Origin of the sequence: Pseudomonas sp. A-RE-22, assembly GCF_019956035.1 — a bacterium.
Classification (GTDB): domain Bacteria; phylum Pseudomonadota; class Gammaproteobacteria; order Pseudomonadales; family Pseudomonadaceae; genus Aquipseudomonas; species Aquipseudomonas brassicacearum.
This window is the reverse complement of the sequence record NZ_JAHBCZ010000016.1, coordinates 76,747-88,457: the sequence shown is the minus strand read 5'-3', so window position 1 is coordinate 88,457 and position 11,711 is coordinate 76,747. Positions and strand designations below refer to the sequence as shown.

The 11,711-nt window shown below is 59.8% G+C and carries 10 protein-coding genes; 4 read left to right on the top strand and 6 right to left on the bottom strand.

The window, feature by feature from the left end; all coding sequences use genetic code 11:
* Nucleotides 1-1,894, bottom strand: a 1,894-nt coding sequence (locus KGA89_RS10445) for a hypothetical protein (protein ID WP_223471480.1), incomplete at its 3' end; no start/stop codon positions are given.
* A gap of 1,752 nt (nt 1,895-3,646) precedes the next feature.
* On the opposite strand from KGA89_RS10445, the gene KGA89_RS10440 reads away from it, so the two are divergent.
* Both KGA89_RS10440 and KGA89_RS10435 read left to right on the top strand, forming a co-directional pair.
* Nucleotides 3,647-4,003, top strand: coding sequence for a DUF6124 family protein (locus KGA89_RS10440; RefSeq protein WP_057452563.1), 357 nt, complete (start codon nt 3,647-3,649; stop codon nt 4,001-4,003).
* A 298-nt stretch (nt 4,004-4,301) separates the two neighbouring features.
* Entirely contained in the window at nt 4,302-5,612 is a 1,311-nt protein-coding gene (locus tag KGA89_RS10435; protein WP_223471479.1) for a Fic family protein, read from the top strand.
* Nucleotides 5,613-5,757: 145 nt separating this feature from the next.
* Here the strand turns inward: KGA89_RS10435 and KGA89_RS10430 are convergent, their stop codons facing one another.
* Both KGA89_RS10430 and KGA89_RS10425 read right to left on the bottom strand, forming a co-directional pair.
* Nucleotides 5,758-6,117: a PilZ domain-containing protein gene (locus tag KGA89_RS10430; RefSeq protein ID WP_003205114.1), complete on the bottom strand. Its 360-nt coding sequence runs from the start codon at nt 6,115-6,117 to the stop codon at nt 5,758-5,760.
* A 290-nt stretch (nt 6,118-6,407) separates the two neighbouring features.
* Nucleotides 6,408-6,782: a tetratricopeptide repeat protein gene (locus tag KGA89_RS10425; RefSeq protein ID WP_003205116.1), complete on the bottom strand. Its 375-nt coding sequence runs from the start codon at nt 6,780-6,782 to the stop codon at nt 6,408-6,410.
* Nucleotides 6,783-6,902: 120 nt separating this feature from the next.
* Here KGA89_RS10425 and KGA89_RS30505 point away from each other — a divergent pair, with 120 nt between their 5' ends.
* Nucleotides 6,903-7,037 carry a hypothetical protein gene (locus KGA89_RS30505; protein ID WP_256212897.1) on the top strand — a complete coding sequence of 45 codons (135 nt, stop codon included), beginning with the start codon at nt 6,903-6,905 and terminating at the stop codon, nt 7,035-7,037.
* Between the two features lie 55 nt (nt 7,038-7,092).
* Nucleotides 7,093-8,544: a pyruvate kinase gene (gene pyk, locus KGA89_RS10420; protein WP_003205118.1), complete on the top strand. Its 1,452-nt coding sequence runs from the start codon at nt 7,093-7,095 to the stop codon at nt 8,542-8,544.
* 211 nt (nt 8,545-8,755) lie between these two features.
* On the opposite strand, the gene KGA89_RS10415 is transcribed toward pyk, so the two are convergent.
* Genes KGA89_RS10415 through KGA89_RS10405 form a run of 3 tightly spaced genes read right to left on the bottom strand, consistent with a single transcriptional unit; the run spans nt 8,756 to nt 11,568 of the window.
* Nucleotides 8,756-9,505 (bottom strand): enoyl-CoA hydratase, encoded by a 750-nt coding sequence (locus tag KGA89_RS10415; RefSeq protein ID WP_003205119.1) that lies wholly within the window; start codon nt 9,503-9,505, stop codon nt 8,756-8,758.
* 28 nt (nt 9,506-9,533) lie between these two features.
* Nucleotides 9,534-10,469: an iron-sulfur-binding ferredoxin reductase gene (locus KGA89_RS10410; protein ID WP_003205121.1), complete on the bottom strand. Its 936-nt coding sequence runs from the start codon at nt 10,467-10,469 to the stop codon at nt 9,534-9,536.
* A complete protein-coding gene (locus KGA89_RS10405; protein WP_003205125.1) occupies nt 10,462-11,568 on the bottom strand; it encodes a sensor domain-containing diguanylate cyclase in 1,107 nt (368 codons plus the stop codon). Before KGA89_RS10405 ends, KGA89_RS10410 begins: the two co-directional genes overlap by 8 nt.
* Between the last annotated feature and the right edge of the window lie 143 nt (nt 11,569-11,711).

Sequence of the window (11,711 nt, the reverse complement as noted above, 5' to 3'; positions counted from 1 at the left end):
GCACGGCGCGCCGGCTCTCAACCCAATCGGAAGCCGTCGCGCCGTCCACCGTGTCGGTGATGGTCTGTCCGAACCGGCACCAGTTACCGCCAGCCGAGAGCGCCTGCGACGCCCCGCCTTCCCAACCACTGGCCGCGACGGGGAGACCCGTCGCCCACACCTGATCAGGGTTGAACCAGCTCACCACCTGGCCGATGCCCGGCCGGCCCTGACCTTCGAAGTTGACCGGGTTGTCGACCCAGCCTCCGGCCACGGGCACGTCGATGGAAGGTCGATAGGTGCCCAGCACCACCGGCCGCGGCGGTGAATCGGCAGAATGAAAACCTTCGCTCGACGCCACGGCCATCAGGTCGTAGAGGCCGCCGGGGTGATCGAACGCCACCGTCACCGACCAGGTACGATCCTCCAGCACCGGGCTATCGCCCAACACCGTCAGCGCAGCGTCACCCAGTTTCACCGTCACCGTATCCCCCGGTACGCCGAAACCCGACACCACCACCCGCCGGCCGATGTGCTCGTCGGTGGCCGGGGTTTCAATGAACGGGGCAGCCGGGACGACGTTGAAGGTCAACGGCGCAGTGTCCTTGGAGGTCCGTCCTTCGAAGCGTTGCCGGGCCAGAATCGTGGTCTCGCCCACCGGCAGCGTCACTTCAGCTTTCCAGCCTTCGGCGCCCACAAAAATATCCTCGATCAACGGCTCACTGGCGCCCAGCAGCCAGACATCGACCCGCCCGCCCGGCATGCCTGTGCCAGACAACACCATAGTGCGCGGCAGGTCGCTGCCTGGCTGCGGCACGTCAAACACCGGTGGCAATACCACCACCTCGAATGTCACCGTCTCACTGCGCTCGGAAGGCACCCCACGCAGGGTCTGTTGCGCGTCGATGGTGTAGCGACGAAAGGCCAGCACGGGCAGCTCGACAGACCATTCGCCATCGGCAGTCAGCACCTTGGGCTCGCCCAGATCCGTTTGAAATTGGGCGTCGCGCACTTGCATCGATGCCTCGGCCATGCCCTCACGCCCGCGGACGATCAGCTCGCGACCGACCTCGGCATTGGGGATGGGGTCAGTGATCACTGGCTGGCGCATGGGCAGAACGACCGTGAAGGTTCTGGATGCTGCAGGTGAGGGTTGCTGGGCGGCGGTCTGGATCAGCGTCGCGGTGTGGATGACCTCGGGTGCAAACGGCTCGGTGCGGCGGAAATTCCAGGTGCCGTTGTTATTCTCGACGGGGTGTTCGGTGGTGCTGTCACTGAATGTGAGTGTCAGCACCGCGTCCGGCCAGCAGGTGCCATTGAGGTTGGGCGAGAGGCCATTTTCCACGGGCACGTTCATGACCGGTGCCAGCGGTGGGATGGTGACCTCGATTTCCTGCCAGGTCGGCGACGGTGCTCCATTCAGGTATTGCCTGATATGGACTTTCCGTTTGAATGTCGGCCCCCAAACCTCTGATGCCCTGCTCTGCCACTGACCGGACGACACGCCAGCATCCGGCGCCACCTTCGACGCACCACCGGGATTGAACAGCATCACCGTCGCACCGTTGAACCCTTTACCCGAGAATACGGGCTGGTAGACCGGTGTGTAGGTGATATCGGTCGGGTCTGGAAGTATCAGGTTGACGGGGAAGGTGTATGGCTGCGAGTCAATCCAGCCATTGGCACCGTCGGGAAACCGCTGGATAGCCCGCAGGCTGTACGAGCCAAAGGGCCAGTTTGTCGCGGTTGTGTTCCAGCGGCCTGCGTTAACCGGCGCAGGGGCCGGCGCTGTGACGTTGGGGCCGCTGACGACCGTGATCTCGACGGTTGAGCCGGTATAGCCGTCGCCTTCGAATTTCACTGAGGTATCGGTCGGGGTGGTGACGGTGACGGCGGTCAGTTTGGGGGGGCGCACTTTAAACGCCTGGGCAGTGCTCAGTCCCGACGCGATTTGATAGGTTTGTTCAGCCACCAAAGAAATCATCCCTGGCGGTACTTGTACCCTGGCATTCCAGGAGCCGTTCGTCGCTGCTGTGCCTTTGCCTACCGGGGTACCAATCACATCAAGCCTAACTTCGACGCTGGCGCCATCCATCCCATTTGTTCCGTATACCGTGAAACTCATATCCTTAGTGGCTGTGGACCGGGTGATGCTCGGTTTACCTAAAACAGTGAAGGAACGGTGCTCCTCGGTATATCTAATGGGTTCGCTCCCCGACTGATACGCAGCCTGTGCCGACCAGCGTCCACTGGCCAGGAGTTTACCCTCGGCCTGCCACGTTTTATTGGTGTTTACGGAAGCTCTTTCAGACAGCTCGGTGCCGACATTGGGGAAAACCGCCCAAATTCGGTTGCCTGGAAATCCTTTACCCTTGAAGACAAGCTGGTCGGCGCGCACGATGGCGTTCGCTGCGGGCTCTGTCAGTGTCGTCGGGGCCCAGTCAATGGTCTTCTGATTTGATTTTCCAGATATCGCATTTCCTATTTTTTGTATGGCGTAGAACGTTAGGGTCTCCAACCCGCTCGGCATGTTGATCGTTGTTGCCCATATGCCGACTTCAGAAAGATTCGCCACTGGCCCCAACACACCGTCGCCATTAGCGTTATGAACGGTAACCGTGCCATCGGCGAATGCAGCACCAATACCTGAAACCGTGACTGGCAAGTCACTAATGTAACCTTGTGGCCCTGTAATGACTGGAGCAGCGGGAATAAACCTATAGGTTCTATTAGCTCCCAAGTGTGGGTCACCTACATTATTCAAGTCATACGTATAATCATAATTAACCACTACAGAGTTCACATCCCCCGCCACCGTCAGTGTTCCAGGAATTCCATGCCACTCCGCGTTTTGATCTCCATTTGTAGTCAACTCGCGCCACCCGGTATCAGCTGCCGACTGAAGTCTTATATTGACATTACCCTTCTTTCGACCATTATCTCTCGCACTGTATTTAAAGTTGCTCAGCTCCAAGGATCTGCCATTGGGGGACCATGTATACCAGGCGGCAAAGTTCGCCCAAAGAAGGGGATGACTGGAATTCGCCGCTTCTAAAAAAACTTCCCCGGTTAAAGCATTAGGAAAAGCAACATCATCTTCCGATTCAAGAGCACCGTCAGTTTTATTGAGGTCCTTTGCATTGTATCCTGACGCATCTTCGAGTTCGTTTTTTTCAGAATCATCGCCAGCGCCCATGACTAACTCCTTAACTATTAATCGGAATCAAAAAGGCATTACGGTCAGCCATATCGTCAGGAGGTTTCCTGGTACCAGTAAATGGCACTCGGTCTACTCAAACACCTGTTAGTTCTGACAGTGCCGACGAGTGGCGGGACCCAGCGCAAGGCAACATCCGAATGACTACAGCGTCTTGCGCAACGGACTACAGATCCGCCAGAATCCGCCGGCTTGTGCGCCTTGGCCTTGCCCCGTAACTTGATTCGTGTCGCTGATAACCAGCGATCGGGTTTAGTCGCCCGGTAGTGAAGTGATGTGCATAAGCGTCATCCAGTCGGGTTCTCCTTTCCCCCGCACTTGATGGTGGCTGTTCGCAGGGCGCTCTCGGGCGCGCCGGTTTCACTTCTCACCGGTCGACTAACCTGCGTCCAGCCGCCACCCCTCGTTTAGTCGCGAGCCGGGCGGCAGCACTATCAAAGAGAAGTGAATATGATCAAACCAACACCCAATCCCCCGAGAACCGATTCACAATCCGCTCACAAAACCCTCAACACTAAAAAGCTCGACAAAGCCGCGCAAAAAGCCCTGGACCATTACCTCAAGCCCGACCCAGGCAAACCCGAACGACAACTCGATTACTTCATCGTCGCCCCCGACGCCGACCCCGAAGGCATGCTCGCGCACACCTACGAAACCTTCTGCTCGGTGAGCACGCTGATTCTGGATTTATCGGAAGACCTGGAAGGCGCCCCGCGCAACCTGGCCCTGGCGATTCACCAGATGGGCGAGATGGGGGTGTTGTTGCTGGAGAAGATGCTGGATAACGAGGCGAAGGTTCAGCGCTGAAAGCGCCCTGTAGGCGCTGCCGAAGGCTCGGGCCGCGTTCGGATGGTCTTTTGATCTTGATCCGACGGTCTTTCGCTCAGGACTCAATTGTCTGGAAAAAGATCGCAGCCTCGTTGCACTCGGCAGCTCCTACAGGTGTCACGTTTGGGGAACGTATAGGGCATCAAGCCAATGCCAGGCCAGAATCATGATCTCGCCTGCCAGTTCCAGCCTATAGGTTCTCCGCCGTTTCGACGCTTGCGCACATGTGCAGGTGCTGATTAATCAATTTTAAGTTTTCCGCATAAAAATCCGCAAAATGCTGAAAACAATCTATCGTACGGCATCACTAAACCAAGCAACCACGGGCGTTATCGGCCGTTTTATTTTCCGCATAAATTTCCGCAGAAATTGCCGTTTTGTTCACTGGAAGCAAAAAATGATGATTACCTCGAAAACGTACCTTGACCCGGTACTGCCAGAAAATCTGCCCGACTCGATCATTCAGGCCGCGGATCAGTTGCCGCGTAAGGCAGAATTTCTTGCCGGACGGCTCGCCGATGAGACATCGAAGCAACTGGCGGGCCTGCTGCGCATCACCAATACCTACTACTCGAATCTGATCGAAGGGCATCGAACTGAGATCGCTGACCTCCAGGCTGCACGCACGATACCGAAACGGGAAAGAAAGGAACTCAAAGAGCTTGCCGTGCAACACATGACGCAGCAGGAGGTGATGGAGCGGGTGCTTCGCATGCGCCCAATAGATAACTTCTCCGCTATGTTCGATCCCAAGTTGATCGCTACCCTCCATCGTCGGCTGTTCATGGGTGCTTCTACGCAGGACCTGACCCTAGGCGATGGTCGCATGATGGAACCCGGCAGACTGCGGGCCGAAGAGAATGAGCAGGTCCAGGTTGGCGCACATGTCGCTCCAGCTGCCGCAGCTGTATTGCCCATGCTTGAGCATCTGCAGTTGCATTACGGACGAATAAAGGATCCGCGGCGCCAATTGATCGCCGCCCTGGCGGGTCATCACCGAGTGGCGCTTGTCCACCCCTTCCTTGATGGTAATGGCCGAGTGATTCGGATGCTCACCCACCTGCAACTTGTTCATCTCGGGCTGAAACCTACCCTCTGGTCACTGTCTCGTGGTCTGGCTCGCAGGCAGGATGAGTACTATCGCTTCCTCGCTTTGGCTGATCGCCCTCGTGAGGGTGACTATGACGGGCGCGGCCAACTCTCACAGCGTCACTACTTCAACTTCATTGAGTTCATGCTCGATGTCTGCCACGACCAGATTGATTACATGACGACCTCGCTAAACCCAGCCAGGTTGCGCGAACAGGTTGTTCAGGTGTTCTCTACGGATCCTGACCTTCGCCGTGCCGGTATCAGACCCACCAGCGCAGCTGCTGTGTTGGCTCTTCTCACCCAAGGTGCGATGCCGCGTGCGGAGTTTAAGGTGTTCACAGGTTTGAAGGATCGGCTTGCAACGGAAGAACTGGGCCGCTTGATCGAAGCGGGGATAGTGGTCAGTAATACCCCCAGATCCCGCACGGTGGAAGCGGGTTTGCCCGCACGCTTCGCCGGATTGATCTTTGCGAACCTGCATTTCCAAATGGGTTAAGTTGTGACGGTGACTCAGTGTGTTGTTGCTGGATAACGAGGCGAAGGTTCAGCGCTGAAGCTTTGGACTGTTTCTGAGTAACCTGTGGGAGCACAGCTTGCTCCCACAGAGGCATCAACCAGGCTGGTTATTCCATGGCCTGATTTCAGGCTGACTCCGGCAACGGATAAAAACTGAAATATTGCTGCAACGCGCTGATCAGTTGCCCGTACTCCGGCGGCGCCCATTTCAGGCTGAAACCGGCGTCGAAATGCTGCGGCGTCACGTCTTCGCGGCACCACAGGCAATTGGCTCTGAGCACAATGTTCTGCTGCGGTCCCTCATCGGAAGGGATCTTCAGGTGCAGGTCAAAGTCCGCGCCGACCATCAACGGTAAATGGCTGATCAGCATCAGGCCATCTGCAGAAACGTTGCCCAAGAAACCGATGGGCTTGCCGTTGACGCCATTGAACACTCTCAGGAAACACGGCAACTGCTGCCGTTCGATTCGCCGCTTTTTGTACATGTCCTGTATCGCTTTTTGAACGACCCCGAATCGGGGCAACCTAATACTTCGGAACGAGCACACGCCAGCTCGCTCTCCCCGATCCCGGTGCCAGACGCTCGCAAGCGTCCAGGCCCTACTGCCGCCGGTCACAGGTGCCGCTTGAAGTTAGAGATTTAGCTCTAATGACGATTTGTACAAATATAGCTCATGGTCGTGTGGCAGCCAGTCCGTCCGTACACCTTTCATAAACAAAAACACGCCAGGCGCTTGTGGCCAGGGATCGCCCCGGCCATGGCTTGATGAGCCTGTCAGGACGCCGTCGGGCGCATCGCCGACGCGCTGCGGGTCGGATAATGGCCTAGGCTCTGCAGGGTCTCGAGCCGGGCGCGGGCGCGGAAGGCGTATTCGCTGTCAGGGTATTGGGTGATGATGAACTGGTAGGTCTGCGCCGCATCGATAAACAGCTTCTGCCGTTCCAGGCACTGGCCGCGCAGCATCGAGACTTCCGGCTGCATGTAGCGGCGGGCACGGCTGGCGCGGTCGACCTGGGACAGTTCGAGCATGACCTGCTCGCAATTGCCGCGGTCATAGGCCTTGTAGGCCAGGTTCATGTGGTGGTTCATCGACCAACGGGTGCAGCCCGTGACGCTCAGGGCCAGGGCAACGAAAAGCACGAATCGCATGGGAGGTTCTCCTGTCTTGAGCTCTGTATCGACCTGGGTGGGAAAATCTTCAGCCTGAAAAATGGAACTGGGCTTTGTCCTTCTGATAAGGAGGATGATCAGTGATGGAGGCACAGTGACATGAATGAAGCCTTGCTCCCACAGATCATTCCAGCTCACCACCAAGCTGTACTTGAAAGCTCATCCAAGGCGCAAAAATTTTCAGGAATGTTCATTTCGAAAAACAAACGAAAAAGTAGTGCATATGAACAATGACTACACCCAAAGAGCATAGTAGCCTTCGCTGGCGCTTGAACTTGAGGAGTCTTGCATGTCCGTCCGTCGCACCAAAATCGTCGCTACCCTTGGCCCGGCCAGTAATTCGCCGGAAGTTCTCGAACAGCTGATTCTGGCTGGCCTGGACGTTGCCCGCCTGAATTTCTCCCACGGTACCCCCGACGAGCACAAGGCTCGTGCCAAGCTGGTGCGCGACCTCGCCGCCAAGCATGGTCGCTTCGTTGCCCTGCTGGGTGACCTGCAAGGCCCGAAGATCCGTATCGCCAAATTCGCCAACAAGCGCATCGAGCTGAAGATCGGTGACGCCTTCACCTTCTCCACCAGCCATCCGCTGACCGAAGGCAACCAGCAAGTGGTCGGCATCGACTACCCGGACCTGGTCAAGGACTGCGGCGTGGGCGACGAGCTGCTGCTCGACGACGGTCGCGTGGTGATGCGCGTCGAAACCGCCACCGCCACCGAACTGAACTGCATCGTGACCATCGGCGGCCCGCTGTCGGACCACAAAGGCATCAACCGTCGCGGTGGTGGCCTGACCGCACCGGCCCTGACCGAAAAAGACAAGGCCGACATCAAGCTGGCCGCGGAAATGGAAGTCGACTACCTGGCCGTGTCCTTCCCGCGTGACGCCGCCGATATGGAATACGCCCGTCAACTGCGCGACGAAGCCGGCGGCACTGCCTGGCTGGTGGCCAAGATCGAACGCGCCGAAGCCGTGGCCGACGACGAAACCCTCGATGGCCTGATCAAGGCGTCCGACGCCGTGATGGTGGCCCGTGGTGACCTGGGCGTGGAAATCGGCGACGCCGAGCTGGTGGGCATCCAGAAGAAGATCATTCTGCACGCACGCCGCCATAACAAAGCGGTGATCGTCGCGACCCAGATGATGGAGTCGATGATCCAGAACCCGATGCCGACCCGCGCCGAAGTGTCCGACGTAGCCAACGCCGTGCTCGACTACACCGACGCCGTGATGCTCTCGGCCGAAAGCGCCGCCGGCCTCTACCCGCTTGAAGCGGTGCAGGCCATGGCGCGTATCTGCATCGGCGCTGAAAAGCATCCGACCAGCAAGACTTCCAGCCACCGCATCGGCAAGACCTTCGAGCGCTGTGACGAAAGCATCGCCCTGGCGACAATGTACACCGCCAACCACTTCCCGGGCGTGAAGGCGATCATCGCCCTGACCGAAAGTGGCTACACACCGCTGATCATGTCGCGCATTCGCTCCTCGGTGCCGATCTACGCGTTCTCCCCGCACCGCGAAACCCAGGCTCGCGCGTCCATGTTCCGTGGCGTCTACACCGTGCCGTTCGACCCGGCCGCCCTGCAACCGGGCGAAGTCAGCCAGGCGGCGGTGGATGAACTGGTCAAGCGTGGCGTGGTGCAGACTGGCGACTGGGTCATCCTGACCAAGGGCGACAGCTACCACACCATCGGCGGCACCAACGGGATGAAAATCCTGCACGTTGGCGACCCGATGGTCTGAGTGACCGAGCGCTGAAAAACAAAAGCCCTGCCATGTGAATGGCGGGGCTTTTTGGTTTTTGCTCTCGGAGAATGCAGTGCCTGAACTGCCGTCATCGCGAGCAAGCTCGCTCCCACAATGGTTCTGTGGTGTTCCGAGACTTTCCGCTCGCCCCCAACCCCCTGTGGGAGCGAGCTTGCTCGCGATAGGGCCAGTCCAGGCGCTGCAAAACTCAATGCCTGTTGATAAACCCCGACAACGCCGCTACCGCCTCGGGCGAGCGCAGGCGTTGGGTGAACAGCCTGCCCTCTTCTTCGATCACCCTGAGCAGTTGCTCCCGGTCGGGCGCTTTCATCAGTTGCTTGCTGATGTTCACCGCTTCAGCCGGCAGCGATTCGAAGCGCAACGCCACTTCCCGAGCCTTGGCCAAGGCCGCCTCGCCACTGTCCAGCGCCTCGGTGGCAATGCCCCAGGCGACCGCCTGTTCACCACTGAAGCCCTCGCCCAACAGCAACAATTGCGCAGCCCGGGCCTGGCCCAGCAGCCGCGGCAGGATCAGGCTGGAGCCGAACTCCGGACACAGTCCCAGGTTGACGAACGGCATACGCAGCCGCGCGTCCCGGCTGACGTAGACCAGGTCGCAGTGCAGCAGCAATGTGGTGCCGATGCCCACCGCCGGCCCGGCCACGGCGGCGATCACCGGTTTGCGGCAATCGAGCAGACTGAGCATGAACTGGAACACCGGGTTATCGAGGTCGTTCGGTGGTTGTTCGAGGAAGTCGATGATGTCGTTGCCGGCGGTGAAGCAGTCACTGGAGCCGGTGAGCAGCACTGCGCGAATCTGCGGGTCGGTATCGGCCATCGCCAGGGCTTGGGCCAGTTGACTGTACATGGCCCGGGTCAGGGCGTTTTTCTTTTCCGCACGGTTCAAGCGCACCGTCAGCAGGCCGCGTTCTCGGTCGAGCAACAGGGTTTCGGTCATGGTCGGTCTCGCGTCTGAAGATCAGCGCTCAACCACGGGGCAGGAAGACGTCGGCCAGCAGTTGATTGCGCGGCAAGCCGGCCAGGTACAAGCGCTTGGCGAAGGCCTCGACCCGGTCGGGATGGCCGCAGAGTAAGGCCTGGGTTTGCCGCGAAACAAGCCGCAGTTGCGCCAAGGCGGACGGCGCCTCGGCCGCGGTCAGCAGCTCCACGCTGAGGTTTTGATGCTTGGCCGCCAGCGCCGCCAGGGGTTTGGCCAGGTAATGCCCGGCTCCATCATGGGCCACGTGAATAAGGCGAATCGCGCCTTGGTGATGCTGGCGCAAAGCTTCGCGCAGCAAGCCAAACAACGGCGCCAGGCCGGTGCCAGCGGCGAGCAGCCACAGCGGCCGGTCGTGCCAGTCGGGGTCGTAATGCAAGGCACCGCCACGCAGTTCGCCCAGGCGGATCGGGTCGCCGGCCTTCATCTGCCGGGCCGCCTCGATGAATTGGCCGGGCTCGCGGCAATCGAGGTGGAACTCCAGGAAACGGTCTTCCTCGGGCAGGCTCGCCAGGGAATACGGCCGGGCCACGTCACCGGCCCACAGCACCAGGTGCTGCCCGGCCTGATAACGCAGCGACCGCTCGGGGGTGATGCGCAGGCGCAGCACCTCGCCACCGAGCCAATCCACTGCTGCCACGTGAGCGGCCTGGCCGTCGCGTTGCGGGTCGAAGGTGTGGATCTGCACATCCTCGACCACCTGGCATTGGCAGGCCAGCCGCCACCCCTGGTCGCGCTGCGTCGGGCTCAGGGCGTCGGGGCGGCTGTCGCGCACATCGCCGCCCACGCACTGCACCAGGCAAGCGTGGCAGCTGCCGGCGCGACAACTGTAGGGCACCGCCACACCGGCGCCGTTCAACGCGTCCAGCAGGTTACTGCCCGCCGCCACCGTCCATTGCCGACCGGCGACTGTCAGTTCAGGCATCGGTGTTCTCCCAGCCGGCAGCGCACCGATTGCGGCCGTCTCGCTTGGCACGGTACAGGGCCTGGTCGGCACGCTGCAACGCGTTGTCCAGGTCATCCCCCATTTCCAGCATCGTCATGCCCGCCGACAAGCTGAGGGCGCCGACCTGCAGACCGATCAGCTCGACTTCAGTGAACGCCAGCCGCAGCCGCTCGCAGCAGGCCGTCAGGCGCTGGGGGTCGCAGGCGGGCAGCAGCATGACAAATTCCTCGCCGCCATATCGGGCCAATACATCGCCCTCGCGCAGGCACGCGGTGGCGACCGCGGCAAAAGCCTGCAGCACCTGGTCGCCCGCAGCGTGGCCGTGCAGGTCGTTGATGCGCTTGAAATGGTCGAGATCGATCAGGGCCAGGCCATGGGCGATGCCGGGCCTGAGGGTGTTGAGCTCGCGGGAAGCGAGGCGCAGGAAGTGCCGGCGATTGAACAGCCCGGTCAGCTCATCGGTGGCCACCAGGTCTTCGAGCTGGCGCATCATCCCGCGCAAGGTGTCCTGGTGCGCTTGCAAGGCAAACCGCCGCTGGCGCATGCGCTGGCGTGATATCTGGACGTAGCGGGCGTAAAACACCAGCCACACCAGCACGAGAAACAGCACGGCCACCTGCAACCCGGCCAAGGTGGGATCGGGCAGCCTGAAGAAGTAACCGTCCCATAGGGTAATCGCGGTGAAGCTGATGAACACCAGCGACGCGCAGCGCACAAAGGCCCGGCGCGACAGGTGGAACAGCCCGAACAACAGGATCAATACATAAAACACCAGGAACACGCCCCGGGCCTGGTCCAGGTGCGCCATCATCCAGGTCTGCCAGCCCAGGCCGATCAGCACCTGCGCTTCGGTGAGGCTGGGGTCGGCGAAGCGCAGGTTACGGTCGGTGATAAACAGCGCGAACAACCCGGCCTGGCACAGCACGACCAACACGCTGCCGATGATGACACCGCGCAACGAATCGAGGTAATGACCACTGAAAAATGCCAGCCACAACAAAACCAGTGCCAGCGCGTACGTCGCGGCCGCCAAAGCGAAGCGTTTCAGCAAAAGACGTTGAATGGCGTTATGGGTCAATCGTTGACTCACCATGGGAAAGGAAACTGACAGGAGGCGTCCTACGCTACAGGCCAGACGCCACTTTAGTGGCGTGTAGGACAAATGACCATTCAATTCTGGAGCAGAAAAATGGCGTCAAAGCAATGGCCTATATTGACGCA

Coding starts and splice junctions, on each gene's coding strand:
- KGA89_RS30505 (WP_256212897.1), top strand. CDS start 6,903: ATGAATGAAGCCTTGCTCCCACAGATCATTCCAGCTCACCACCAAGCT.
- KGA89_RS10435 (WP_223471479.1), top strand. CDS start 4,302: ATGCTGAAAACAATCTATCGTACGGCATCACTAAACCAAGCAACCACG.
- KGA89_RS10440 (WP_057452563.1), top strand. CDS start 3,647: ATGATCAAACCAACACCCAATCCCCCGAGAACCGATTCACAATCCGCT.
- KGA89_RS10425 (WP_003205116.1), bottom strand. CDS start 6,782: ATGCGATTCGTGCTTTTCGTTGCCCTGGCCCTGAGCGTCACGGGCTGC.
- KGA89_RS10410 (WP_003205121.1), bottom strand. CDS start 10,469: ATGCCTGAACTGACAGTCGCCGGTCGGCAATGGACGGTGGCGGCGGGC.
- KGA89_RS10415 (WP_003205119.1), bottom strand. CDS start 9,505: ATGACCGAAACCCTGTTGCTCGACCGAGAACGCGGCCTGCTGACGGTG.
- pyk (WP_003205118.1), top strand. CDS start 7,093: ATGTCCGTCCGTCGCACCAAAATCGTCGCTACCCTTGGCCCGGCCAGT.
- KGA89_RS10430 (WP_003205114.1), bottom strand. CDS start 6,117: ATGTACAAAAAGCGGCGAATCGAACGGCAGCAGTTGCCGTGTTTCCTG.